A 26220-nucleotide genomic window follows, 5' to 3' on the forward strand; every position below is an offset into this window, starting at 1 on the left:
ACAGACAGGAATGCAACACATGGAGACTCCAACGTTCAGTGCGGCGGGCCGCTCGCTGCAGATGCCGGGTGCTCGCTACATCCTCCCGAGCTTCGAAGAGCGCACGGCCTACGGCTACAAGCGCCAGGACCCGTACGCGAAGCTCTTCGAGGACCGCATCATCTTCCTCGGGGTGCAGGTCGACGACGCGTCGGCCGATGACATCATGGCTCAGTTGCTCGTCCTCGAGAGCATGGACCCTGACCGCGACATCGTCATGTACATCAACTCGCCCGGTGGTTCGTTCACCGCGATGACGGCGATCTACGACACGATGCAGTACATCCGTCCGCACGTCATGACGGTCGTCCTCGGGCAGGCGGCCTCTGCCGCCGCGGTGCTCACCGCCGCCGGCACGCCCGGGAAGCGCCTCGCGCTCCCCAACGCCAGGATCCTGATCCACCAGCCCGCCGTCGGCGAAGCCGGCCACGGTCAGGCATCGGACATCGAGATCCAGGCCGCTGAGATCCTCCGCATGCGCGGCTGGCTCGAGTCGACCCTGGCGCACCACTCCAACCGTTCGGTGGAGCAGGTCAACAAGGACATCGACCGCGACAAGATCCTCTCGGCCGCCGAGGCGCTCGAGTACGGTCTCATCGACCAGGTGCTCACCTCGCGGAAGAACCCGGTCGCGGCCATCACGGCCTGACCCGGTTCCCGTGCTCTCGACTCGGCGCGTCATCCCAGCGGGGTGGCGCGCCGAGTTGTCGCAGGGACAGGTTAGGCTCGGAGCACCGAATCTCCAGGGAGAGGGAAAGACATGGCACGGATAGGCGAAAGCGCCGATCTGCTCAAGTGCTCGTTCTGCGGCAAGAGCCAGAAGCAGGTCCAGCAGCTGATCGCTGGTCCCGGCGTGTACATCTGCGACGAGTGCGTCGAGTTGTGCAACGAGATCATCGCCGAGCGACTCGCCGAGGCGAGCGAAGAGACCGTGAGCGAGTTCGACCTCCCGAAGCCGAAGGAGATCTTCGCCTTCCTCGAGGAGTACGTCATCGGCCAGGAGAGCGCGAAGAAGGCGCTGTCCGTCGCGGTGTACAACCACTACAAGCGTGTCCGGTCGCGTGCGACCCTGGCTCCGGCCGAGACGGTGCACGACGACATCGAGATCGCGAAGAGCAACATCCTGCTCATCGGCCCGACCGGTTGCGGGAAGACCTACCTGGCGCAGACGCTCGCGAAGCGGCTGAACGTCCCCTTCGCGGTCGCCGATGCGACCGCACTGACCGAAGCCGGCTACGTGGGTGAGGACGTCGAGAACATCCTCCTGAAGCTCATCCAGGCCGCCGACTACGACGTCAAGCGTGCAGAGACCGGCATCATCTACATCGACGAGGTCGACAAGATCGCGCGGAAGGCGGAGAACCCGTCCATCACGCGAGACGTGTCGGGCGAGGGCGTCCAGCAGGCGCTCCTCAAGATCCTCGAGGGCACCGTCGCCTCGGTGCCGCCGCAGGGCGGACGGAAGCACCCGCATCAGGAGTTCATCCAGATCGACACGACGAACGTGCTGTTCATCGTCGCCGGTGCGTTCGCCGGACTCGAGGAGATCATCTCCTCCCGTGCCGGGAAGAAGGGCATCGGCTTCGGAGCCCCACTGCACAGCAAGGGCGACGATGTGAACCTCTTCGGCGAGGTGCTCCCTGAGGACCTCCACAAGTTCGGTCTGATCCCCGAGTTCATCGGTCGGCTGCCCGTGGTCACCACGGTCACGCCGCTCGACCAGCATGCGCTCATGGAGATCCTCACGGTCCCGAAGAACGCACTCGTCCGGCAGTACCAGCGCATGTTCGAGATCGACGGGGTCGAGCTCGAGTTCGATCAGGCGGCCCTCGAAGCGATCGCCGATCTCGCCGTCCTCCGGAAGACCGGCGCACGAGGTCTGCGGGCGATCATGGAGGAGGTCCTCGGGCCGATCATGTTCGAAGTGCCCTCCACCGACGAGGTCGCCCGGGTGGTCATCACGCGGGAGTCCGTCGTCGAGAACGCGGCGCCCACCATCGTTCCCCGCGCGGCGCGCCGTCAGGAGAAGTCGGCTTAGTCGACACGCTGCGGAGCGAAGCCGCCGCGACGGACCGGATTCCGGCTCCGTCGCGGCGGCTTCGTCGTTCAGCCTTCGAGGCCGCGGCGCCGCAGGAGCGGTTCGATCGCCGCGTCGCGCCCACGGAAGTCGCGATACGCCTCCAGCGGGTCCTTCGAACCTCCGACGCCGAGGAGCCTCGCCCGGAACCGGTCGCCGTTCGCCCGCGTCAGGCCCCCGTTCTCGGTGAACCAGTCGACCGTGTCGGCGTCGAGCACCTCGCTCCAGATGTACGAGTAGTAGCCGGCGTCGTACCCGCCCGAGAAGGTGTGGGCGAAGTACGTGCTCGCGTAGCGTGGCGGGACCGCTGGGTTGTCGAGACCCGCGGAGCGCAGGGCGGCCGCCTCGAACGCTTCGACGTCGTCCACGCGGTCGTCTGCACCGCTGCTGTGCCAGGCCTGGTCGAGCATCGCGGCCGCCAGGTACTCGCTGGTCGAGAAGCCCTCGTTGAAGCCCTCGGAAGCCTGCAGCTTCGCGACGAGTTCCTCCGGCATCGGCTCCCCGGTCTCGTAATGCCGCGCATACCCGGCGAGGACCTCAGGCCAGAGCATCCACATCTCGTTGACCTGGCTCGGGAACTCGACGAAGTCCCGGAAGACGTTCGTTCCGGAGAATCGGGGGTACTCGACCTCCGCGAACAATCCGTGCAGTGCATGACCGAACTCGTGGAAGAAGGTCGTGACCTCGTCGACACTCAGGAGCGTCGGCTCGCCGGCCGCCGGCTTCGGAACGTTGAGGTTGTTCACCACCACCGTGGGCTGGTCGAGCAGGCGGTTCTGGGAGATGAGCGCGTTCATCCAGGCGCCGCCGCGCTTGCTGTCGCGGGTGTAGAGGTCGAGGAGGTACAGACCGAGACCCGAACCGTCCTCGTTCCACACCTCGAAGACCCGGACGTCCGGGTGGTAGCCCGTGAGCTCCGGTCGTTCCGCGAAGGTGATGCCGTAGAGCTTGGTGGCCGCGGCGAACACCCCGTCGAAGAGGACCCGCTCGGCTTCGAAGTACGGGCGCATCTGTGCGGTGTCGACGTCGAACCGCTCGGCTCTCACCTGCTCCGTCGCGAAGGGCCAGTCCCAGGCCTCGATGGTCTCCAGACCGGAGACCCGCTCGAGTTCGCGCTGTTCCCGGTCGGCGTTGCGGGCGGCGGGGATCGCCAGCCGCGACAACAGCTCGGCGACCGCTTCGGGCGTCCCAGCAGTCTGGTCCGCCGTGACCGCAGCCGCGTGGGACGGGAAGCCGAGCAGGGCCGCGCGCTCGGCACGGAGATGGGTGATCTCGAGCACCAGGTCACGGTTGTCGTTGTGCCCGCCGCGCGTACCACGGGCCCGGGAAGCGGTCATGATCCGTTCGCGCACCCGGCGATCGGTGAGCGTCGAGAGTGCGGGGTGCCCCGTCGGGAGGACGAGCGTGATGAGCCAGCCCTCGAGTCCGCGCTCGGCTGCGGCCTGTGCTGCTGCGGAGCGCTCACCCGCGCTGAGTCCGTCGAGGTCGGAGGCGTCCGTGAGGTGGACGGCGAGGTCGTTGGTGTCGGCGAGCAGCTGCTTCTCGAACCGCGTGGTGAGGCTCGACAGGCGGAGGTTCAGCTCGGACAGTTCCCGCTTCTGCTCGTCGTCCAGACCAGCCCCGGCCAGGGTGTGCTCGGTGTGGACCCGCTGCACAAGGTAGGCGGCTTCAGCGGGGAGGTCGAGATGCTCCAGCTGGGCATGCACGGTGGAGATGCGGGCGTAGAGGGCCGGGTCGAGCCGGATCGCGTCCTCATGGGCGGCGAGCTGCGGGGCGAGTTCCTCTTCGAGGTCGTTCGTGAACGCCGAGCTGTCGGCGGAACTCCGGTTGAAGAACACGGCGGCGACGCGCCCCAGGATCGATCCGCTGCGCTCGAGCGGCAGGAAGGTGTTCTCGAACGTGGGCGGATCCGACTGCGCGGTGATCGCCGCGATCTCGGCGAGTTGCTGCTCGAACCCGGCGGTGAAAGCGGGCAGGTAGTGCTCCTCGCGGATCTCCGCGAACGGCGGAAGCTGGTAGGGGAGGGTGCTCGGCTGGAGGAACGGATTCGTGTGTGATTCCATACCTCACCCTATCCAGCATGCCCGGGAGACGACTCAGTCGTCGTCCGGATCCGGGCGGGTCAGGCTGATGGAGCCGTCGGCGTGCTGACGGATGGTGGTGCCGTCGTCGAGTTCGACCACCGGTCGGCGTTCGAGCCAGGTCAGGGTCCATCGCCAGGCGGTGGTGTCCACCTGCTGGTCGCGGAGGATCTGCTCCTCGCTGGCGATGGCGACACGGACGGCCGGCGGCACCGCCTCTGGCGCGGCCGCTCCGACCGACCACCGGGTTCCGAGTTGCATCACGGCTCCAGGTCGTAGGTGACCCAGCTCGTGCGGGTGGCGAGTTTGTCGTAGACGGCTTGCGCGCGCTCGTTGTCCGCGGCGGTGATCCATCGGACGACGCTGTGTCCGTCGGCCTTCGCGATCTCACGGACGCGCTCGATCAGCGACGTTCCGACACCGGCCGTGCGTGCCTCCTCGGCGACGAAGAGGTCGTCGAGGTACAGGCCGGTACCGCCGGCGAGGGCGCGCGGGAACACCCGGTAGTGCGCGAGGCCGACCAGGGCCCCGTGGTCATCCTCTGCGACGAGCGCCGTCAACGCGTGGTTGGAGTCGCTCAGCCAGCCCCACACGAGAACGGCCTTCTCGTCGGTGAGTGGATTGTCGTAGAACTCGCCGTACCCGGAGTACAGCGCGTGCCAGGCGAACAGGTCGCTCTCGACGACGGGCCGGATCACGATGCTCATGCGCCGGCCTCCGTGCCCTCGGCGGCCGGTGCGAAGACGATGTCCGCCACCGAGAGGGCGTCCGCGGTGCGGAACTCGAGGACGGCGATGCGTCCGACGGCGCGAAGGTCGTCCGCGACCTGGGCGAGGAGCTCCACCGAAGCTGCCGGGCCGGCGATGACCGCGGAGTCGACCGGGGTCTTCTGGGAAGCCTTCGCGTCGGTCTTCGCCCGACGGATGCCCGTGAGGGCCTCGCTCGCGAGCGCCAGCACCTGCGGTTCGCCCGCGGCGAGGCCGGCGAACTCGTCGTCCGACGGCCAGTCGGCGAGGTGGACCGAGCCGTCGTGTGACCACGACCAGGCTTCCTCCGCGGCGAACGGGATGAACGGGGCGAACAGGCGGAGCAGGGTCGACAGCGCGATCCGCAGCGCGGCCACCGCCGACGCCTGCTCGGGGCTTTCCTCGCCGTACGCGCGTTCCTTCACGAGCTCCAGGTAGTCGTCGCAGAAGGTCCAGAAGAACGCCTCCGTGAGCTCGAGGGCTCGTGCGTGGTCATACCCGGCGAGGGCGGTGCTCGCGTCCGCGACGGCCTTGCGGAGGACGCTGAGCATCGCGAGGTCGACGGCCTCCGTCACGGGGGCGTCCTCGCGTCCGGTGAAGCCGAGGATGAACTTCGAAGCGTTGAGCACCTTGATGGCCAGGCGTCGGCCGATCTTGATCTGCGTCGGGTTCTGCGGGTCGAAGGCCGCGTCGGTGCCGAGACGGCTCGAGGCCGCCCAGTACCGGACGGCGTCCGAACCGTGCTGTTCGAGCATCGCCGCCGGGGTGACGACGTTGCCCTTCGACTTCGACATCTTCTTGCGGTCGGGGTCGACGATGAAGCCGGACACGGACGCGTGCTCCCACGGCTTCCGGTCGTACTCGAGGACGCTGCGGAGCATGGTGGAGAACAGCCAGGTGCGGATGATGTCCTGGCCCTGCGGGCGCAGCGAGTAGGGGAACACCAGGTTCCAGAGCTCGGGGTCGCGCTCCCAGCCGCCGGCGAGCTGTGGCGTGAGGCTCGACGTCGCCCAGGTGTCCATGACGTCCACCTCGCCCATGAAGCCGCCGGGGACGCCGCGCTGGGACTCGTCGTAGCCGGGGGCCGCGTCGCTCGACGGGTCGACCGGCAGGGACGCGTGGTCCGGCGCGATCGGCTGGTCGTAGACCGGGTTGCCGTCGCCGTCGAGGGGGTACCAGAGCGGGATCGGCACGCCGAAGAACCGCTGCCGGGAGATCAGCCAGTCGCCCGACAGGCCACCGACCCAGTTCTCGTAACGGACCCGCATGAACTCGGGGTGCCATTCGAGCTCGGCACCGAGTTCGAGCAGTCGGCTGCGGAGCTGTTCGTCGCGCGCGCCGTTGCGGATGTACCACTGGCGGGTCGAGACGATCTCGAGCGGCTTGTCGCCCTTCTCGAAGAACTTGACGGGGTGGGTGATCTGCTTCGGCTCGCCGATGAGGTCGCCGGACGCCGCCAGGAGGTCGACGACGGCCTGCTTGGCGCTGAAGACCGTCTTGCCGGCGAGTTGCGCGTAGGCGTCGCGGCCCGCCTCGGTGGTGATCGCCTCGGGCGCCTCGGAGATGATCCGACCGTCGAAGCCGAGGATCGCGCGGTTCGGGAGGTCGAGTTCGCGCCACCAGACGATGTCGGTGATGTCACCGAAGGTGCAGACCATCGCGATGCCGGCGCCCTTGTCGGGCTGAGCGAGGTGGTGTGCGAGCACAGGCACCTCGACCCCGAAGACGGGGGTCGTCACCGTGGTGCCGAACAGCGGCTTGAAGCGCTCGTCGTCGGGGTGGGCCACGAGGGCGACGCACGCGGGGAGGAGTTCGGGACGGGTGGTCTCGATCTCGATCGTGCCACCGTCGGGACGGTGGAAGGACAGCCGGCGGTAGGTGCCCGGCTGCTCCTTGTCCTCGAGCTCGGCCTGGGCCACGGCCGTGCGGAAGGTGATGTCCCAGAGCGTGGGCGCCATGGCCTGGTAGGCCTCGCCCCGCTCGAGGTTCCGGAGGAACGCGAGCTGGCTGGCGGTGATCGACTCGTCGCCGATCGTCCGGTAGCTCTGCGTCCAGTCCACCGAGAGGCCGAGCGCACGCCAGACGGCCTCGAACTGCTGCTCGTCCTCGACGGTGAGGCGTTCGCAGAGCTCGATGAAGTTGCGGCGGGAGATCGGGATCTGGTCGGCGGCCTTCGTGCTCTTGTTGTCGCCGCCCTCGAACGGCGGCGTGAAGTCCGCGTCGTAGGGGAGCGTCGGGTCGCACCGCACGCCGTAGTAGTTCTGGACACGCCGCTCGGTCGGGAGACCGTTGTCGTCCCAGCCCATCGGGTAGAAGACGCGCTTGCCCGTCATCCGCTGGTAGCGGGCGACGATGTCGGTGTGGGTGTAGCTGAACACGTGCCCGATGTGCAGCGACCCGGAGGCGGTCGGCGGCGGGGTGTCGATGGAGTAGATGCACTCGCGCGTCGCGCCTTCGCGCTGGAACCGGTACGTCCCCGCGGACTCCCAGGAGGAGCCCCACTTCTGCTCGAGACCTTCGAGGGCCGGCTTGTCCGGGATGCTGGCAGCGGTCATGAGGGGATCTCCTGCTGATATGTGCGGCACCGTGTCTGCGTGCCTGAGTGTATGGGAACATCCCATGCTATCGCAGGGGGACGGGAGGACGCCGGACCGCAGACCGTCATCCTCGGCCGATAGCATCGAACCGTGTCGACCAGAGCCGCCTCCGGCCCCGTGAGAGCCGACCTCCAAGGCCTTCGTGCCGTGGCGGTCTCGCTCGTCGTGGTGTTCCATCTCTGGCCGGGGCTCGTGCCGGGCGGGTTCGTCGGCGTCGACGTGTTCTTCGTGATCTCCGGGTTCCTCATCACGGCGCACCTCCTCGCCGAGGTCGAGCGATCCGGTTCGGTCCGGCTCGGGCGGTTCTGGGCGCGGCGCGCACGACGGCTGCTCCCCGCCGCGCTCACCGTCCTCACCGCGACCCTCGTCGCAAGCTGGTACCTCGCGCCACTCGGGGACCTGCCCCGGTTCCTGCGCGAGATCGCGTGGTCGGGCCTGTACATCGAGAACTGGGCGCTCGCCGGATCCGCGATCGACTACCTCGCGGCGGAGGACGCTCCGTCGCCGGTGCAGCACTTCTGGTCGCTGTCGGTCGAGGAGCAGTTCTACCTCGTCTGGCCGATCCTGGTCCTCGTCGCCGGCTGGCTCGCCGTCCGGTTCGCCCGACGCGCTGCTGAGACGACGGCGCGGCGTCGGGGCGTCGCGATCGCGATCGGACTCGTCTGCATCGCGTCGGCCGCCTGGTCGGTCGTCTTCACCGCCCAGGACCCGTCTCCGGCCTACTTCGCCACGACGACGAGGGCCTGGGAGTTCGCCGCCGGGGGACTGACGGCGATCCTGGTGGCCGAGGGGGCCCGGCGCGGCTGGGCGCTGCGGGCGGGTGCGCGCACGGTCATCGCCTGGCTCGGGTTCGCCGCGATCGGGGCGGCTGCCGTCTGGTATTCGGGTGAGACGCCCTTCCCGGCGTTGACCGCGGCGCTGCCGGTGGGCGGGACGATCGCCGTGATCGCGGCCTGGGCACCTGACGTCCGGTGGTCGCCGACCGCGCTGCTCGCCCGGGCGCCGATCCAGTGGCTCGGCGACCGCTCCTACGCCGTCTACCTGTGGCACTGGCCCCTCATCGTGTTCGGCGGGATCGTGCTCGCTCGGTCGGCCTCCATCCCCGAGCAGATCGTCCTGCTCCTCATCACGGGCGCCCTCGCGGAGGTGACGACGCGATTCGTGGAGCGCCCGATCCGGTTCGGGCGGATCGCCGGTTGGCGGCCACGACGGGTCATCGGCGCGACAGCCCTCGCGATGAGCGTCCTGTCGATCGCTTCGATCGGGGTGCTCCCCGGTGCCGAGGCGCGCATCGCCGCCGAACAGCAGCGCATCGAGACCCTGGTCGCGACCCCGTCGAACTGCCTCGGTGCCGCGGAGCTCGTCGATGCTGCAGCGTGTCCGCGGGACGACGGAGCGTCATCGGACGGCAGGGAAGGCTCCGGTGGCGAGACCTCGCGCGACGGTTCCTCGGCGTCGCCCGGGGACGAGACCCGCGGGGTCGTCATTCCTGAGGCGTCGCTCGCCGACCTGCCGCCGGACCGCTGCATCACCGACATCCGAGCTGCAGCGTTCGAGGTCTGCGCTTACGGCGCCACCGCGGAGCGGGCGACGAGGACGGTGGCGCTCATCGGCGACTCGCACGCCGAGCAGTGGTTGCCGGCGTTCGCGACTGCTGCCGAGACGAACGGGTGGCGGCTCCTCGTCGCGGCGAAGAGCTCCTGCCCGTTCAGCGACGCCGAGCGCACGGAGCCCGGGACGAGCGCGGCGGTGCTCGCCGAGATGCGCGCCGGGTGCCTGAGCTGGAACCGCAACGCCCTCGAGCTGCTGCAGGACGAACCGGAGATCGACACGCTCGTCGTCTCGGCGCGAGCCCGGAACCCGGTCGTCGCCGAGGGGGACCGCGACTGGCGGGAGGTGGCTGCGGAAGCCTATGCGGAGCGCTGGGCGCTCGTGCCAGCGACGATCGAGCAGATCGTCGTCCTGCGCGACACCCCGACGATGTCGGACGACGTGCTGAAGTGCGTCCGCGACGACGCTGATCCGGAGGACGGGTGCGCCCGGGACCGGAGCGACGCGCTCACGGAGGATCCGCAGTATGAGGCCGCCCTCGCGAGCACCGACCCACGGGTCCGCCCCGTCGACCTCTCGGACGCCCTGTGCTCGTCCGATCGGTGCTCACCGGTGATCGGCGGTGTCCTCGCGTACCGCGACCATCACCACCTGAGCTGGGTGTACGCCGAGACCCTCGCGCCCGTCGTCCAGGCGGTGCTGGACCGGATCCCGACGCCGGAGTCAGACGGCGTCGCGCCCTGACGCCGCACCGGGCGCGATGAGGCGCGGAGCGTCGGCTGCGAGTCGGGCGGTGTAGGGGTGGGCCGGGGCGGTGAACACCTGCTTGGCGTCGCCATGCTCGACCACCCGCCCGTGCTGCATCACGGCGACCCGGTCGCTCATGTGTCGGATGACGCCGAGGTCGTGGGAGATCAAGAGGTAGCTCAGGCCGTGGCGTCGCTGCAGCTCGTCGAGGAGGTCCAGGATCCTGGCCTGGACGGTGACGTCGAGCGCGGAGACGGGTTCGTCGAGGATGAGCGTCGACGGTCGGCCCGCGAGTGCCCGCGCGATCGCCACCCGTTGTCGCTGCCCGCCGGAGAGTGTCCGCGGGCGCGCGCGAGCCAGCGAGGGATCGAGGCCGACGTCCGCGAGGAGACGGGTGATGTCGCGAGGTGCGGCTTGCCGCCCACGAACGGCGTCGGCGAGGATGGCGTCGACGCGCCAGCGTGGATCGAACGAGCTCAACGGATCCTGCGAGACCCAGCCCAGACGATTTCGTCGTGGACGACGCGCTCGCTCGGGGAGCTCCGACCACGGTTCGCCCTCCAGGAGCACGGTTCCCGACTGCGGCGCGGTGAGGCCGAGTGCGATGCGGGCGAGCGTGGTCTTGCCCGAACCGGACTCGCCGACCACGCCCAGGGTCGTCCCCGCTTCCAGGCGGAGCGAGACGTCGTCGACCGCCAGGATCGCCGAGGCGCCGCGGCCACGCTCGAAGCTCCGGGTGACGGATCGGAACTCCAGCGCGGGTGCGTCCGATCGGGCCTGCGTCGTCGGACGGGTGCCCATCGGCGGCTGTTCGGCCACCGGTGCCGCGTCGACCGCCGGGTCTGCGCTCAGGCGCGTCCCTCGAGCGCGGTCGGTGGGGACCGCGGCGATGAGGGCTCGGGTGTACGGGTGTGTCGGCCTGGTCAGCACCTGCTCGGCCGGCCCCTGCTCGACGACGACACCGTGCTGCATCACGACGAGGTGGTCGGCGATCGACGAGACGACGGCGAGGTCGTGGCTGATCAGGAGGAGGCCCGCGCCGCGCCGCTTGACGTCGTCGAGGAGGCCGATGACACGTGCTTGGACGGTGACGTCGAGGGCAGTCGTCGGTTCGTCGGCGATGAGGAGGTCGGGGTCCAGTGCGATCGCAGAAGCGATGAGCGCGCGCTGGCGGAGTCCGCCGGAGAGTTCACCGGAACGTTGGCCGATGCGGGAAGCCGGGTCGGGCATGCCGACGGAGTCGAGGAGTTCGAGCACCCGCCGGGTGCGGGCGGTCCGGTCGAGGTCGGTACCGAGTCGGAGTGCGTCGTCGATCTCGCGCCCGATCGGTCGCAGGGGGTCGAGCGACACGAGGGCGTCCTGGAGGACGAGTCCGATGCGACGCCCGCGCAGGCGTCGCCAGGCAGATGCTCCGAGTCCGCGGAGGTCGGTGCCGTGGAAGTCGAGTCGAGTGGCCGTCACCCGCGCCGATGCGCCGGCGAGGCCCAGGAGCGATCTGGCGGTCACGCTCTTGCCGGAGCCCGACTCGCCGACGATCGCGACGCAGGTGCCGCGCTCGACCTGGAAAGAGACGTCGGAGACGACAGCGTCGCCGCCGCCGAATCCGACCGTCAGCGCTTCCACCTGGAGCAGGGGAGTGGAGTCGCTCATCGGCCGTCCTCCCGTGATCGGCGCTGGAGACCCCGTCCGAGGACCGTGGTGGACAGGGCGGTCGAGACGATCATCAGACCGGGGAACGCCGTGAGCCACCACGCCGTCGCGAGGTAGGTGCGTGCTGCGGCGAGCATGGCACCCCACTCCGGCGCGGGTGGTTGCGCCCCGAGCCCGAGGTAGCTCAGGGCGGACGCCCAGACGACCGCCTGTCCGATGCCAAGGGTCGCGAGGACGAACAGCGGGGCGACGGCGTTCGGGAGGATGTGTCGGAACAGGATCCGGGCCGGCCCGTGCCCGAGCACTCGCGCGGCCTCGACGAAGTCGGAGGAGCGGACCTGGAGCAGTTGACCGCGGATGAGGCGCGCGTAGCCCGGCGCCGTCGACAGGCCGACCGCGATCGTCGCCGTGACGGGACCGGGCCCCGCGATGACGATCACGAGGAGCGCGAGCAACAGGCCGGGGAACGCGAAGAGCACCTCGAGGACGCGTCCCACGGCGAAGTCCGCGATCCGGCCGCCGACTGCGGCGATCGTCGCGAGGACCGCTCCGAGGATCAGTCCGATGGCCGTCGCGGCGACGCCGATGAGCAGCGAGGTCCCCGCACCGTGCACGACCCGGCTCCAGACGTCGCGGCCGGACTCGTCCGTGCCGAACCAATGGGTGAGGGACGGCGGCGAGAACGCGGCCCGCGGGTCGACCGCCGTCGGTGACGCTGTCGCGAACAGCTGGGGGGCGAGCGCACAGCCGAGCAGGAACAGCACCACGACGGCCGCGATGATCTCGGGAGCGCCGAATCCCGACGACCGGCGCCGTCCGCCGCGGACCCGGGCGTCGGGGCGTCCGGATGTCGGGGTGATCGCGAGCCCGCTCATGAACCGGACCGCCGGATCCGGTCGCGTGGGTCGAGCAGTTCCGCCGCGAGGTCCGCGAGGAACATGACGACGACGTAGGCCACCGCCGAGCTCAACACCACGCCGGTGACCACCGGGACGTCGCGCACGGTCACCGCTTGGAGCAGTGTCCGTCCGAGACCGGGCCGGGCGAAGATGGTCTCCACCACCACCGCACCGCTGATGAGGTACCCGAAGGCCCATCCCGACAGGTTCACCGCGGGCACGGCGGCATGACGCAGGCCGTGTCTGAGCAGCAGGCCGGTCGTCGATTCACCACGCGCGGCCGCGGAGACGGCGAACGGCGCGCTCCCCGCGTCGAGCAACGGTTCCCGCATCACCTGGGCCAGGAACCCGGCGACCGGGATGGCCAGGGTCAGCACCGGGAGGATGAGACCGACCGCATCACCCGTACTCACCGGAGGGAGCCATCCGAGCCAGGTGCTGAAGAGCGTGATGAGGACGGTCGCCAGCCAGAACTGGGGGAGCGACGCCGCCACGAGTTCGACGGCCGATCCGAGCGCTGCGGAGACCCGTCCGCCACGGGTCGACCAGACCGCGAGGCCGAGCGCCAGAAGCCAGGCGACGGCGAGCGACGCCGTCGCGAGCACCAGGGTGCCGCCGAGCTGTTCGGCGAGCACCTGAGCCACCGGCGTGCGGAGGGACGCCGACTCGCCGAGATCCCCCTGGACCAGTCGGACCAGTTGCGCGAGGTACTGGACGAGGAGCGGCTGGTCCAAGCCGTACTGTTCGCGAACCCGTTCGAGCGCTTCCGCGGACGCTTGTGAGCCCGGGCCGCCGAGATAGGCCTGCGCCGGGTCGCCCGGGATCAGTCGGACCGCGAAGAACGTGACCGTCGCGACCGCCCAGAGCACGAACACCGCGCCGGCCAGTCGCGCCCCGATCCGCGCGGCCAGGCGGCGGAGGTCGCGTCCCTCGCGGTGGATGACCGTCACTCCACGAGCCAGGCGTCCCCGAAGACCGGCGTCGACACCGTCGGCAGAGCGCGCACGCCCTGCAGGGAGGTGCTCAGCAGGAAGTGGTTCTGCTGGTCGTAGAGCGGGAGGATGTAGTAGCCGTCGAGGATGATCTGCTGCGCCTGCTCGTAGAGGAAGGCGCGCTCCTCGGGGTCGAGCGTGTCGCTCGCCTGCTTGAGGATGTCGTCGAGCGCCGGGTCGTCGAGCTGGGCGTGGTTCGCGAAGTAGCCGCTCGGTGCCGGCACGATGCCTGACGAGTCGTAGAGGACGCGGAGCACATCCGGGCCCACCTTCGTGTACGGCGCGCTGACGGCTTCGTACGCGTTGCTCCCGAGTGCCTCGTACCAGCTCGCGAGGTCGAGCAGTTCGAGCTGCACGTCGAACCCGACGTCGCCGGCGCCCGCCTGGATCTGCTCGAACAAGGACTGCTCGGCCGGGATCGACTGGTTGGTGCTGACCGGGAACCGCACGGTGAGGCGGACCCCGTCCTTCGTCCGGACCCCGTCCGCGTCCTTCTCGGTCCAGCCGGCCTCGTCGAGCAGCTTGTTCGCGGCGTCCACGTCGTAGCCGAACAGGCTCTCGTCGCCGTACGCGGTCGTCTCGGCACTCGAGAGCGGGGAGTAGGAACGCTTCGCCGTCCCGAAGAACAGCGACTCGATCCCGGCGTTCACATCCGTCGACCGCACGAAGGCCTCACGGACGCGCTGGTCGTCGAACGGAGCCTGACCGGAGTTCAGCTCGATGCGGTTCGAAGCGCCCGGACGGGGTGCGTCCAGGTCGACGATCGTCTTCGAGTCCTTCGCCTGCGCGATCGTGTCGGGCTGCGCGTTGTCGATGATGTCGACGTCACCGCTCTGCAGCGCGGCGAACCGGGACGCGGAGTCGGGGATGAACCGCCAGGTGATGCCGTCGAGATACGCGGGCCCGTCGTGGGCGGCGTCCCCGGGGGCGGAGTCGTAGTCCTCGTTGCGCACGAGCGACACATGGTCCTGCTTGACCCACTCGTCGACGACGAACGGTCCGGTGCCGACCGGTGCGTCGCAGTTCGCCGCTTCTCCACGGGCGATCCCCGTGGGCGACTCCATCGCGGTCCACGGCTGCGACAGGGATTCGAGCAGGGCGCTGTCCGGAGCGGAGAGGGTGAAGCGGGCCGTCGTGGCGTCGACCGCCTCGACCGAGGCGACCTTGCCGACCGCGAGGTATCCAGTCGACGACTTCGTCGCCGGGTCCTGGAGGTGTTCGATGTTCGTCTTGACCGCTGCGGCGTCGAACGCCGTCCCGTCGGTGAACGTCACGTCCGGGCGGAGGGTGAACTCCCACGTCAGGCCGTCCTCCGAGGTGGTCCACGACTCGGCGAGCCACGGGATGATCGCACCCTTCGCGTCGCGCGAGACGAGCGGCTCGAGGACCTGGGCGCTGAGCAGAGCCTGCGGGTAGTTGCCACCGACGTGCGGGTCGAGGCAGGTCGGCTCCGCATCCCCACTGGCGTAGACCAGCGTGCCGCCGGCTTTCGGGGTGCTGGACGCGGACGGTGCGCCGGGAGCACACGCTGCGAGCAGGACCGCGAGGGGGACGAACGCCACGACGACACGCGCCGTCCGGCGGCCCGACGATGCCCGACGAGGACGGACGGGGGAGAGGGATGCAGGCACAGGGACTCCAGGAAGCGTATCGACCGGGTGCTGTGGTCCCGGCGACCACGTCGGACGAATTATTGGACGCAGTCTCGGAACCAGCATACGGGCTCCCGTGATCCTGCCGACCCCTCGCGCGACGGCTAGGCTCGCAGGCGGCGGAAGGAGCGCACATGACACGACCACCGGCACGGAACGCCGTCGGGCGCCCTCGTCGATCGTCGCGGCGCATCCTCGAAGAGGCCGCGGCGGAACTCTTCCTGGAGCAGGGCTACCCGGGAACGACCGTCGATCAGATCGCCAGCCGCGCCGGCGTCAGCCGCAACACCTTCTTCAACTACTTCGGCTCCAAGAGCGACGTCCTCTGGGTGGACGTCGACGCGGCGCTCGCCGGACTCGAGCGGGCGCTCGCCGCAGGAGGCCCGGCGTCCACGGCCGACGAGGCGATGCCCGCACTGCAGGACGCCCTGCTCGGCATCGCCGAGGAACGCCCGAACGGCGCCGTGCCGTGGGCCCTCACCCAGATCGACCTCATGGACACGGCCTGGGAGCTGCAGGCGTCGGGGCTCGAGCGGCTGCTCAGACTCCAGGCCGTGCTGCGGGTGTACCTCGCGCGGCTGGCTCCCGGGGTCGACGAGTTGACGGTCCGCGCCGCGGCGGCCGCCACCGCCGGGGCCGTCGTCGCAGGGGCCGGCGCCTGGGCCGGTGCGGGCGTGAACCGCGGCGAGCTCGATGCCTACCTCCGAAGCGCGATCGCGCCGGTCATCGACGGGTTCGGCCGTGCGCTGGCCAGAGCCACCGGCCCCGTCACCTCCTAGTCGGACACCTCCGCGAACCGGTTCTCCAGGCTGTACCATGGGAGCAACGACATCGATCCGGCCATCACCGGGGAGTCCTCGGAAGAACAGCGACCGCCAGTCGGCCGCCCAGTAGAGCCGAGCGGGGCAGGCCCGTCACAGCCGGTGCAGAGCGGCCGTCACACGTGGACGGCAAGCGGGGTGGTACCGCGTCGGCGAGCCGGCGTCCTCGCAGGACCCACGAGACCTGCCAGGAGAACGATGAGCTACCCGAAGTCCCAGGAACCGAACGCTTCCGAGTCCGCCTCGAACGGTGCGGCCTTCGGCGTCACACCGTCGCCCAGCTTCCCCGCCATCGAAGAAGGCGTGCTCGCACGGTGGGCGGCCGACGGGACCTTCCAGGCGTCGATCGACCAGCGCGAAGGAGCACCCGAGTGGGTGTTCTACGACGGCCCTCCCTTCGCCAACGGCCTCCCGCACTACGGCCACCTCCTCACCGGCTACGCCAAGGACCTCTTCCCCCGGTTCCAGACGATGCGCGGCAAGCAGGTGCACCGGCGCTTCGGTTGGGACACCCACGGTCTCCCGGCCGAGCTCGAGGCGGAGCGCCAGCTCGGCATCACCGACAAGCGCCAGATCGACGAGATGGGTCTCGCCGCGTTCAACCAGGTCGCCCGCGACTCGGTGCTCCGGTACACCGAGGAGTGGCAGGACTACGTGACGCGCCAGGCGCGCTGGGTCGACTTCGAACACGACTACAAGACGCTCGACGTGACCTACATGGAGTCGGTCATCTGGGCGTTCAAGCAACTGCACGACAAGGGCCTCGCCTACGAGGGCTACCGGGTGCTGCCCTACTGCTGGCGCGACCAGACCCCGCTCTCCAACCACGAACTGCGCATGGACGACGACGTCTACCGGTCCCGCCAGGACCAGACCGTCACCGTCACCTTCCCACTCGTCGGCCCCAAGGCCGAGAGCCTCGGACTCACCGCGGTCCGAGCGCTGGCCTGGACGACGACCCCCTGGACCCTGCCCACGAACGCGGCGCTCGCCGTGGGTCCCGACATCGAGTACGCGGTCGTCCCGGCCGGCCCGAACGGTACCCCGGACGCGACCGTCCTGCGCGAAGAGGGCGCTGCCCACGCCGACACGGAGGTGCTCGCGGGGGAGTACCTCATCGCCTCGGCGCTGCTCGGCAACTACGCCAAGGACCTCGGGTACGACTCCGCGGCAGACGCGCAGGCCGCCGTGTCCCGCACGGTCGTCGGCCGCGACCTCGAGGACGTCTCCTACGACCGCCTGTGGGACTACTACGCCGACGCCGAGTGGGGCATGGAGCACGCGTGGCGCATCCTGGTGGCCGACTACGTGTCGACCGAGGACGGTACGGGCATCGTCCACCAGGCTCCCGCCTACGGCGAGGAGGACCAGAAGGTCTGCGAGGCCGCGGGCATCCCGGTGATCGTCTCCGTCGACGACGGCGGGAAGTTCCTCCCCGAGGTGTCAGACGTCGTGGGCCTGCAGGTCTTCGACGCGAACAAGCCGCTCACGCAGCTGCTGAAGTCGCAGGGACGCCTCCTGCGACAGGCGAGCTACGAGCACTCCTACCCGCACTGCTGGCGGTGCAAGCAGCCTCTCATCTACAAGGCGGTGTCGAGCTGGTTCGTCCGCGTCCCGGAGTTCCGCGACCGCATGGAGGAGCTCAACCAGGAGATCACCTGGGTGCCGGAGAACGTCAAGGACGGGCAGTTCGGCAAGTGGCTCGCCGGTGCGCGCGACTGGTCCATCAGCCGCAACCGGTACTGGGGATCACCCATCCCCGTGTGGAGGAGCGACGACCCGGCGTACCCGCGCATCGACGTCTACGGCTCGCTCGACGAGCTCGAGGCCGACTTCGGTGTCCGTCCGACGGACCTGCACCGCCCGTACATCGACGAGCTCACCCGGCCGAACCCCGACGACCCGACCGGTCGCTCCACCATGCGTCGCATCACGGACGTCCTCGACGTCTGGTTCGACTCCGGCTCGATGCCGTTCGCGCAGGTGCACTACCCGTTCGAGAACCGCGAGTGGTTCGATTCGCACAGCCCTGCCGACTTCATCGTCGAGTACATCGGGCAGACGCGTGGCTGGTTCTACCTCCTCCACGTCCTGTCCACCGCACTCTTCGACCGGCCGGCGTTCACGAGCGTCGTGAGCCACGGCATCGTCCTCGGCAGCGACGGCCAGAAGATGTCGAAGTCGCTGCGCAACTACCCGGACGTCAACGAGGTGTTCGACCGCGACGGTTCCGATGCGATGCGCTGGTTCCTCATGTCGAGTTCGGTCCTCCGCGGCGGCAACCTGGTCGTCACCGAGGAGGGCATCCGCGAGGGTGTCCGTCAGGTGATGCTGCCGCTGTGGAACAGCTGGTACTTCTTCTCGCTGTACGCCAACACCGCGGTGCCCGGCGGGTACGACGCCGTCTGGCGGACGGACTCGAGCGACGTGCTGGACCGGTACATCCTCGCCAAGACGCGTGAACTCGTCGTGACCGTCACCGACCACCTCGAGGCGTTCGACGCGACGCTCGCCGCCGCCTCGCTGCGCGACTTCGCCGACGTGCTCACCAACTGGTACGTGCGTCGTTCGCGCGACCGGTTCTGGGCGAGCGACGGCGGAGAGCTCGACCGTGACGCCTTCGACACCATGTACACGGTCCTCGAGACCTTCACCCGGGTCGCCGCGCCACTGCTGCCCCTGATCTCCGAGCAGATCTGGACCGGGCTGACCGGGGAGCGCAGCGTCCACCTCACGGACTGGCCGGAACCACAGGCCTTCCCCGAGGACGCCGCCCTGGTCGCGGCGATGGACCGGGTCCGCGAGATCTCCGGGGTGACCCTCGCGCTGCGGAAACAGGCCGGCCTCCGGGTCAGGCTGCCGCTCGCGTCGCTCACCGTCGTGACGCCCGACCCGGCGTCGCTGGCGCCGTTCGAGGCGATCCTCCGCGAGGAGCTCAACCTCAAGGCGGTCGTGTTCGCCGAACTGACCGACGCCAGCGGCGCCGAGTACGGGGTGACCTCACGGCTCTCGGTCAACGCCCGGGCAGCCGGGCCTCGGCTCGGGAAGACGGTGCAGCAGGCGATCAAGGGCGCTCGGAGCGGCGACTGGTCCGAGGTCGACGGGACGGTCACCGCCGGTGGTATCGAACTCGTCGCGGGCGAGTACGAGCTCGTCATGGAGGCGTCTTCGGGTGCCGCCGGTGGGGTGGCGCTCGCGTTGCTCCCGTCGGGTGGGTTCGCCCTGCTCGAGACGACCCTGACGCCGGAACTCGAGGCCGAGGGTCTCGCCCGCGACGTCATCCGCGCCGTCCAGGACACCCGGAAGGCCGCCGATCTCCAGGTGAGCGACCGCATCGCCCTCGGACTCCGGTTCGACGAGGAAGCCGACGAGCGCGCGGTACGGAGCGTGCTCGACGTGGTCGACCTCGCCGGCGACACGCTCGCATCCTCGCTGAAGTGGGCCGGCACCGTGGTGTCGTCGGCATCGTCCGGCTTCTCGCAGACCTTCGCGGCGGGGAAGTTCGGCAACACCGGCGCCTTCACCGTCACCGTCGAGCGCGCAGAGGAGACCGCGCATGTCCGATGACCTGAACGAGCCTGACGACCGCTCGGCCGCGGACGCGGCGGACGCCGTGTACCGCGAGCTGCTCGACCGTCTCGGAGAGGCCCAGCCGCAGCCCCGACTCGGCGCCACCAAGCGAGCGCTCGAGCTGCTCGGCAACCCCGAGTCGTCGTTCGCGATCATCCAGATCGCGGGCACGAACGGCAAGACGAGCACGGCACGCATGATCGAGAGCATCCTCCGCGCCCACGGTCTCCGGACGGGTCTCTTCACGAGTCCGCACCTCGTCCGGTTCACCGAGCGCATCGGGGTCGACGGCGAGCGGATCTCCGACGAAGCCGTCGCGAGGAACTGGGACGACATCCGGCCCTACCTGGCCATGGTCGACGCCGAACTCACGGCGGCCGGGGAGCCGGCGCTGACCTTCTTCGAGGCGCTGACGGTGCTCGGGTTCGCCTGCTTCGGCGACGCGCCCGTCGACGTCGCGGTGGTCGAGGTCGGCATGGGCGGGGCGTGGGACTCGACGAACGCGGCAGACGCCGAGGTCGCGGTCTTCACCCCGATCGACCTCGACCACGTGCAGCGGCTCGGATCCACGATCGCCGAGATCGCGCGGACGAAGGCGGGGATCATCAAGCCCGGCGCTCAGGTCGTGTCGGCCGCGCAGCACCCGGACGCGAGACGTGCACTCACGGAGGCGGCGGCCGCCGCGTCCGACCCCATCGTGTTCGAGGGCGACGAGTTCGCCTTGGAGCAGGACGCCGTCGCCGTCGGCGGACAGCTCATCACCGTCCGAGGCCGCGCGGGGACCTACCCGGAGCTCTACCTGCCCTTGTACGGCGACCATCAGGGACGGAACGCCACGCTCGCGATCGTCGCCGTCGAGGCGTTCCTCGGCGGTGCGACGCAGGCCATCGCCGAAGACGTCCTCGCCGAAGGGCTCACGGAGGTCGCCTCACCGGGGCGGCTGCAGCTCGTCGGCACCGATCCCACCGTGCTCGTCGACGCGGCGCACAACCCCCACGGCGCGGCGTCACTCGTCGCGGCGCTCGGGACGTACTTCGACGTCGACGAGATCGCCTTCGTCGTCGGCATCCTGCAGGACAAGGACGCCGCGGGGATCCTGACGACCCTGGCGCCGGCGGCGTCCGGGTTCTTCTTCACCCAGTCCGAGTCGGAGCGCGCGATCCCCGCCGAGGAGCTCTCGCGGCTCGCGGCGTCGCTCGAGCTGCCGGCCTCGACGTTCGCCGACACCCTCGACGAGGCCGCGGAGGACGCCCGTCGTTGGGCGGAGGAGGCGCCTCGCCGGCTCGTCGTGATCACCGGCTCCATCACGCTCGTCGGTGAGGCGATCGAGGTCGCCGACGACCGCGAATGGAAGGCGAAGGCATGAGCGGCATGTCGGCTCGGCGTGGTCCGCGGAGCATCAAGCAGACGCTCGGATCGATCATCCTCGGATTCGAGATGGTCGTCATGTTCCTCGGTTCGCTCGTCATCTTCGGGCTGAAGGCACTGCCGGCCCCGGTCGCGTTGATCGGCGGCGCGGTGCTGTGTCTGATCATCGTCGCGACGATCCCGCTCCTGCGATTCCGCTGGGGGTATTGGCTGGGCTGGGCGGTGCAAGCCGCTATCGTGGCTACCGGTCTGCTCGTGCCGATGATGTTCCTCGTCGGTGGCATGGCCGCAGCCGTCTGGACCTATGCGATGGTCCAAGGCGACAAGATCGAGCGTCAGCAGGCGTTCTACCGAGAAGCGAAGGATTGACCGTGGCTGTTGAAGAAACCCTGGTACTCGTGAAGCCCGACGGCGTCGCACGCAACCTGACCGGCGAGATCCTCCGCCGGATCGAGGCGAAGGGCTACTCCCTCGTGGACCTCCGCATGGTCGAGCCCGACCGCGAACTCCTCGCCGCGCACTACGCCGAGCACGAGGGCAAGCCGTTCTACGAACCGCTCGTCGAGTTCATGCTGAGCGGCCCGGTCGTCGCCATCCGCGTGGCCGGTAACCGTGTGATCGAGGGGTTCCGTTCGCTCGCGGGCACGACCGATCCGACGACGGCGGCCCCCGGCACCATCCGCGGCGACTTCGGTCGTGACTGGGGCCTCAAGGTGCAGCAGAACCTCGTGCACGGCTCGGACAGCGTCGAGTCCGCCTCGCGCGAGCTCGCGCTCTGGTTCGCCTGACGTCGGTCCGTCCATCGGACGACGAAGCCCGCCCCCGGTCTCCGGGGGCGGGCTTCGTCGTTCTGCAGGGCAGGGGTCAGAGGTAGGACAGGACGTCGAGCCGCAGCTGCGCGATGACCGCGACGGCGAGGTAGCAAGCGAGGGTCACCACGACGATCCAGGAGGAGACGACGCCGGCGACCCGGCGGACGGCCGGCGAGGCCGGGATGATCCCGTTCTTGAGCGTGAACGCCGTCACGGCGATGAACGACGGGATCGTCACCGACCAGGTGACCATGCACCACGGGCAGAGCGTGCCCAGGACGAAGATGCTCTGGGAGATCAGCCAGATGACGAACCCGAGGGCGCCGAGGAGTCCGACGTTGAAGGCGATCCAGAACCACCGCGCGAACCGCGCGCCGGCCAGGATCGCGATCCCGACGGCGATCGGCGCGATCCAGGCGGAGAGACCGATGAGCGGGTTCGGGAACCCGAGGATGGCGCCCTGCCAGGAGTTCAGGTTGACGCCGCATTGCACCAGGATGCTCAGGTTGCAGCCCAGTTGTGCGTCGGGGTCCTGCAGGAGCTGGAACTTGTCGAGCGTGAGCGCGAACGCGGCGATCCACCCGATGACGCCTGCGAGGATGAGGAAGATCGCGAGGCCCTTGGGGCGCGCGTCGATGACCGGAGCTGACACGCTCCGATTGTCGCACGCGGAGCTGCGCGCCGGCTCAGACGCTCCAGGACATGCCCGGGCAGGTGGCGCTCAGGAGTGCCGGCCCCGTTCGTGCGATAATCGAGGGGTTGTGCCCGAGCCGCGCTCGACCGCACGACACAACAGGCTTGTTGGGCAATGAGAGCCCAGGACCCGCCGGCACGTGCCGGCACGATCGTGAGAGCTCCGAGAGCCAGCGATCACACAGGATTTGCGAACGACTGCACCCGCAGACGCTCGCACGAGATGAAGAACCGGAGGGTGGCGCGGCCACCGACCCGGCATAGGGGAGTACACCAGGAATGGTGAAAGAGCACACCGAGGACCCGGCCACGCCGGAGACCGAGCACGAACCGACCGACCAGCAGCTCACGACACCTGACGCCGCCGACGGGTCCACCGAGACCGAGCAGCCGACGACGCAGGAGGAATCGACCCCCGTCGCACCGGTGCGTCCGCCGACGACCATGCTGCTGTTCCAGGCGCCGGACCTCCCGCCGATCGTGCACCGCGACGACGAGCCGCTCGAAGCGGAACTCAGTTCGTCCCGGCGACGCACCCGTCGTCGTGCCGGCGAGGACGGACCGGAGCAGGCCGAGCGCGGCGATTCGCGTTCCGAGAGCCGCAACGTCGTCAAGGTCCGCACGCCTCGCGAGCCGGAGCTCATCACCGAGCCGCAGAAGGTGCGCGGCTCCACCCGGCTCGAGGCCAAGAAGCAGCGCCGCCGCGACGGACGTGACGCGGGTCGTCGTCGTCCGGTCGTCACCGAGGCCGAGTTCCTCGCGCGACGCGAGTCGGTGGACCGCGTCATGGTCGTCCGCTCCAAGAACGGCAAGACGCAGATCGGCGTCCTCGAGGACGGCGTCCTCGTCGAGCACTACGTCGCCAGGAGCCAGGAGGCCTCGCTCATCGGCAACGTCTACCTCGGGCGCGTGCAGAACGTCCTGCCGAGCATGGAGGCGGCCTTCGTCGACATCGGCCGCGGGCGTAACGCCGTGCTCTACTCCGGTGAGGTCGACTGGGACTCCGTGGAGACGGGCAACCAGCCCCGCCGGATCGAGCTCGCACTGAAGGGCGGCGACACCGTCCTCGTGCAGGTCACGAAGGACCCCGTGGGCCACAAGGGTGCGCGCCTCACGAGCCAGGTCTCCCTGCCCGGACGCTACCTCGTCTACGTGCCGAACGGCTCGATGAACGGGATCTCGCGAAAGTTGCCGGACACGGAGCGCGCACGCCTGAAGAAGATCCTCAAGGAGGTCCTTCCGGAGAACGTCGGCGTCATCGTGCGCACGGCCGCCGAGGGCGCCACCGAGGAGCAGCTCACGCTCGACGTCACGCGGCTGAAGTCGCAGTGGGCGGAGATCTCGCGTCAGATCGAGACCGTCCAGTCGCCGGCACTGCTCCACAGCGAGCCCGACCTCCTCATCAAGATCATCCGCGATGTCTTCAACGAGGACTTCCAGAAGCTCGTCATCCAGGGCTCCGACGCCCTCCAGGACATCCAGAGCTACCTCCGCGGCGTCGCGCCCGACCTGCTCGAGCGGGTCGAGGCCTACGACGGCACCGGCGACGCTTTCGTCGACTACCGCATCGCCGAGCAGATCGAGAAGGCGCTCGACCGCAAGGTCTGGCTCCCCTCCGGCGGTTCACTCGTCATCGACCGCACCGAGGCGATGACGGTGGTCGACGTCAACACGGGCAAGTTCGTCGGTTCAGGCGGCAACCTGGAGGAGACGGTCACCAAGAACAACCTCGAGGCCGCCGAGGAGGTCGTGCGTCAGCTCCGACTCCGCGACATCGGTGGCATCATCGTCGTCGACTTCATCGACATGGTGCTCGAGACGAACCGCGACCTGGTCCTCCGACGTCTCGTCGAATGCCTCAGCCGCGACCGGACGAAGCACCAGGTCGCCGAGGTGACCTCGCTCGGACTCGTCCAGATGACGCGCAAGAAGCTCGGTCTCGGGCTCCTGGAGACGTTCAGCGAACCGTGTGAGGTCTGCGCCGGGCGTGGCGTCGTCGTGCACCACGACCCCGTCGTCCGTCACCGCCAGACCCCGCAGCCGGAGCAGCAGCGTCGTCGCGGCAAGGGTGGAGCGCAGGGCGGTCAGCCGTCAGGCGGCCAGAACGCGCAGCAGAAGCCGGCCGGTCAGACGCACGGGATCACCGACGACGCGAAGAACGCGCTCGCGCTGATCGCCGCTCGCACGCTGCACCACGAGGAACTCGCCGCGGCCGAGGCGGTCGCCGATGCGGTCGTCGCAGAGGCGGCAAGCGCCGAGGACCGGACCACCGAGGAATCCACGCCCCAGCAGGATGACCGGTCGGCCGCGTCCGCCGGACAGCAGCAGGAGGGCCGCCGCAGCCGCCGCGAGAAGCGCGAGCCGCGACGTCGAGGCGGCGACGACGCCCGTCGTGGCTCCACCGAGGACCGTTCCGCCGACACCACGGCGGAATCCGCGTCACCCGCGCTGGCATTGCTGGACCTGCCGATCGCCCCGGTGGCCGACAAGCCGCGGCGTGCTGCCGTGGTCGATCCGGAGCACCTGCTGGAGTCCGTCCTCGACGCGCTTCCTGAGCCGAAGCAGCCCGGTCAGGGTCGTGGCCGGAGCCGACGCGTGTCGACGGCTTCGCTCGCCGGTGGGCAGGCTGTCGGATCGGACGCGTCGCAGCGCCAGGCCGAGTAGGACTGATCGATCAGGACGGCGCGTCTCCGCGGGAGGCGCGCCGTTCTCGTGCGGTGATGCGCAGGCCGCTGGCGATCAACCGGCGGACGAGCTCCCCGCCGGTGACGGCCACCGCCCCGGCCGCGACGAGGGTCTCATGCCGTTCGGCGGGGACGTCGTAGTGGTCCAGGTCGAACGAGCGTGGCGGCAGACCGGTGCGCTCGGCGAACGCGTGCAGCTCCTCGAGCGAGCTGTCGCTCACGACGTGCGACCACAGGGTGCCGTGTGCCGGCCAGAGCGGGGGGTCGATGAGCACGGTCATGCCCCCATCCAACCACCGTCGCCGACGGTGGATTCCCGGTCGGGTCCGGACGCGCCGGGCACCCGGCCTTCGTTCAGGAGGCCCCGGGGTACACTGGTCGAGTGCATCCGGTGTGGGAGCCGTGAGGAACAGCCTCGATCTCGAGCGTCTGTCCTGCTGGTTTGACCTGGACTGCACGATGAAGTAAACTCGACCGTTGGTGTGCATTGAGTTTTCATTGCCACCCACGGTTTTCTGCCATCAAGGTGTCCCACGTGTTCGAGCCTTTCCGAGCAGTAACTTCCAGCAACAGTCAGTCGGAGCGTTTCGCTCCCCAAAGAACGGGTACGTAGTGGTTTACGCAGTTGTGCGCGCCGGAGGACGGCAGGAGAAGGTCGAGATCGGAACCATCGTCACGATGGACCGGGTCAAGGCCGACAAGGATGGCAACATCGAGCTTCCCGCGGTGCTCCACGTCGACGGTGAGAACATCATCTCCGACGCGAAGTCGCTCGCGAAGATCACGGTGACGGCCGAGGTGCTCGAGAACCTCCGCGGTCCGAAGATCATCATCCAGAAGTTCAAGAACAAGACCGGGTACAAGAAGCGTCAGGGGCACCGTCAGGAGCTCACGCGCGTCAAGATCACCGGCATCAAGTAAGGCATCGAGGAGAAGAAGAGATGGCACACAAGAAGGGTGCGAGTTCCACTCGCAACGGTCGTGACTCCAACGCACAGCGTCTCGGTGTGAAGCGCTTCGGCGGCCAGGTCGTCCTCGCGGGCGAGATCCTCGTCCGTCAGCGCGGCACGCACTTCCACCCCGGCGCCAACGTCGGCCGTGGCGGCGACGACACGCTGTTCGCTCTCGAGGCTGGCTCCGTCCAGTTCGGCAACAAGGGCGGCCGCAAGGTCGTCAACATCGTCGCTGCTGCAGAGTAGCAACACCGATCTTTCCAGCAGGGGGCGGGCTTCGGCCCGCCC

21 protein-coding genes are annotated in these 26220 nt (G+C 69.4%); 11 read left to right on the forward strand and 10 right to left on the reverse strand.

The features are described 5' to 3' along the window. Positions 1–19 precede the first annotated feature (19 nt). Both QRN26_RS06930 and clpX read left to right on the forward strand, forming a co-directional pair. The gene (locus QRN26_RS06930; protein ID WP_056006676.1) at positions 20–688 is read left to right on the forward strand and encodes an ATP-dependent Clp protease proteolytic subunit; all 669 of its coding nucleotides are present in this window, start codon (positions 20–22) and stop codon (positions 686–688) included. A 111-nt stretch (positions 689–799) separates the two neighbouring features. Further along, complete coding sequence (gene clpX, locus QRN26_RS06935) at positions 800–2077, forward strand: ATP-dependent Clp protease ATP-binding subunit ClpX (RefSeq protein WP_056006673.1); 1278 nt, start codon at positions 800–802, stop codon at positions 2075–2077. A gap of 68 nt (positions 2078–2145) precedes the next feature. Here the strand turns inward: clpX and QRN26_RS06940 are convergent, their stop codons facing one another. From QRN26_RS06940 to valS, 4 genes are read right to left on the reverse strand one after another with little or no spacing between them, the layout of a single operon-like run. Continuing rightward, entirely contained in the window at positions 2146–4179 is a 2034-nt protein-coding gene (locus QRN26_RS06940) for a M3 family metallopeptidase (protein ID WP_285036005.1), read from the reverse strand. Between the two features lie 33 nt (positions 4180–4212). Next, positions 4213–4458 carry a hypothetical protein gene (locus QRN26_RS06945; RefSeq protein ID WP_056777955.1) on the reverse strand — a complete coding sequence of 82 codons (246 nt, stop codon included), beginning with the start codon at positions 4456–4458 and terminating at the stop codon, positions 4213–4215. Then, positions 4458–4904, reverse strand: a complete 447-nt coding sequence (locus QRN26_RS06950; protein ID WP_056777952.1) for a GNAT family N-acetyltransferase — start codon at positions 4902–4904, stop codon at positions 4458–4460. The genes QRN26_RS06945 and QRN26_RS06950 overlap by 1 nt, the downstream gene beginning before the upstream one ends. Further along, a complete protein-coding gene (gene valS / locus QRN26_RS06955) occupies positions 4901–7498 on the reverse strand; it encodes a valine--tRNA ligase (RefSeq protein WP_285036009.1) in 2598 nt (865 codons plus the stop codon). The genes QRN26_RS06950 and valS overlap by 4 nt, the downstream gene beginning before the upstream one ends. Before the next feature lie 132 nt (positions 7499–7630). On the opposite strand from valS, the gene QRN26_RS06960 reads away from it, so the two are divergent. Next, entirely contained in the window at positions 7631–9835 is a 2205-nt protein-coding gene (locus tag QRN26_RS06960; RefSeq protein WP_285036011.1) for an acyltransferase family protein, read from the forward strand. Here the strand turns inward: QRN26_RS06960 and QRN26_RS06965 are convergent. From QRN26_RS06965 to QRN26_RS06980, 4 genes are read right to left on the reverse strand one after another with little or no spacing between them, the layout of a single operon-like run. Beyond that, positions 9815–11488 carry a dipeptide ABC transporter ATP-binding protein gene (locus QRN26_RS06965; RefSeq protein ID WP_285036013.1) on the reverse strand — a complete coding sequence of 558 codons (1674 nt, stop codon included), beginning with the start codon at positions 11486–11488 and terminating at the stop codon, positions 9815–9817. The genes QRN26_RS06960 and QRN26_RS06965 overlap by 21 nt on opposite strands. Further along, the gene (locus QRN26_RS06970; protein WP_056006654.1) at positions 11485–12363 is read right to left on the reverse strand and encodes an ABC transporter permease; all 879 of its coding nucleotides are present in this window, start codon (positions 12361–12363) and stop codon (positions 11485–11487) included. Before QRN26_RS06970 ends, QRN26_RS06965 begins: the two co-directional genes overlap by 4 nt. Then, on the reverse strand, positions 12360–13337 hold the full coding sequence (locus QRN26_RS06975) for an ABC transporter permease (protein WP_082455820.1): 978 nt from the start codon (positions 13335–13337) through the stop codon (positions 12360–12362). Before QRN26_RS06975 ends, QRN26_RS06970 begins: the two co-directional genes overlap by 4 nt. Further along, positions 13334–15010, reverse strand: a complete 1677-nt coding sequence (locus tag QRN26_RS06980; RefSeq protein ID WP_502927371.1) for an ABC transporter substrate-binding protein — start codon at positions 15008–15010, stop codon at positions 13334–13336. Before QRN26_RS06980 ends, QRN26_RS06975 begins: the two co-directional genes overlap by 4 nt. Before the next feature lie 155 nt (positions 15011–15165). Here QRN26_RS06980 and QRN26_RS06985 point away from each other — a divergent pair, with 155 nt between their 5' ends. From QRN26_RS06985 to ndk, 5 genes are all read left to right on the forward strand, one after another. Continuing rightward, positions 15166–15810 carry a TetR/AcrR family transcriptional regulator gene (locus QRN26_RS06985; RefSeq protein WP_056006648.1) on the forward strand — a complete coding sequence of 215 codons (645 nt, stop codon included), beginning with the start codon at positions 15166–15168 and terminating at the stop codon, positions 15808–15810. A 240-nt stretch (positions 15811–16050) separates the two neighbouring features. Further along, positions 16051–19419, forward strand: coding sequence for an isoleucine--tRNA ligase (gene ileS, locus QRN26_RS06990; protein WP_285036014.1), 3369 nt, complete (start codon positions 16051–16053; stop codon positions 19417–19419). Further along, positions 19409–20788 (forward strand): bifunctional folylpolyglutamate synthase/dihydrofolate synthase, encoded by a 1380-nt coding sequence (locus QRN26_RS06995; RefSeq protein WP_285036015.1) that lies wholly within the window; start codon positions 19409–19411, stop codon positions 20786–20788. Before ileS ends, QRN26_RS06995 begins: the two co-directional genes overlap by 11 nt. Then, positions 20785–21159, forward strand: coding sequence for a DUF4233 domain-containing protein (locus tag QRN26_RS07000; protein WP_056006641.1), 375 nt, complete (start codon positions 20785–20787; stop codon positions 21157–21159). The genes QRN26_RS06995 and QRN26_RS07000 overlap by 4 nt, the downstream gene beginning before the upstream one ends. A 2-nt stretch (positions 21160–21161) precedes the next feature. Further along, a complete protein-coding gene (gene ndk / locus QRN26_RS07005) occupies positions 21162–21578 on the forward strand; it encodes a nucleoside-diphosphate kinase (RefSeq protein WP_056006638.1) in 417 nt (138 codons plus the stop codon). Between the two features lie 76 nt (positions 21579–21654). On the opposite strand, the gene QRN26_RS07010 is transcribed toward ndk, so the two are convergent. Continuing rightward, a complete protein-coding gene (locus QRN26_RS07010; protein ID WP_285036016.1) occupies positions 21655–22254 on the reverse strand; it encodes a vitamin K epoxide reductase family protein in 600 nt (199 codons plus the stop codon). Between the two features lie 320 nt (positions 22255–22574). On the opposite strand from QRN26_RS07010, the gene QRN26_RS07015 reads away from it, so the two are divergent. Beyond that, positions 22575–24959, forward strand: coding sequence for an Rne/Rng family ribonuclease (locus tag QRN26_RS07015; RefSeq protein ID WP_285036017.1), 2385 nt, complete (start codon positions 22575–22577; stop codon positions 24957–24959). 10 nt (positions 24960–24969) lie between these two features. Here QRN26_RS07015 and QRN26_RS07020 read toward each other — a convergent pair whose 3' ends face one another. Beyond that, positions 24970–25260, reverse strand: a complete 291-nt coding sequence (locus QRN26_RS07020) for a DUF4031 domain-containing protein (RefSeq protein ID WP_285036018.1) — start codon at positions 25258–25260, stop codon at positions 24970–24972. A gap of 331 nt (positions 25261–25591) precedes the next feature. On the opposite strand from QRN26_RS07020, the gene rplU reads away from it, so the two are divergent. Together rplU and rpmA are read left to right on the forward strand one after the other, a co-directional pair. Beyond that, positions 25592–25900 (forward strand): 50S ribosomal protein L21, encoded by a 309-nt coding sequence (gene rplU / locus QRN26_RS07025; RefSeq protein ID WP_082455812.1) that lies wholly within the window; start codon positions 25592–25594, stop codon positions 25898–25900. Between the two features lie 20 nt (positions 25901–25920). Beyond that, a complete protein-coding gene (gene rpmA, locus QRN26_RS07030) occupies positions 25921–26178 on the forward strand; it encodes a 50S ribosomal protein L27 (RefSeq protein ID WP_056006626.1) in 258 nt (85 codons plus the stop codon). The last annotated feature ends 42 nt before the right edge of the window (positions 26179–26220 follow it).

It is taken from the genome of Plantibacter sp. ME-Dv--P-095 (genome assembly GCF_030209365.1).
Lineage (GTDB): Bacteria > Actinomycetota > Actinomycetes > Actinomycetales > Microbacteriaceae > Plantibacter.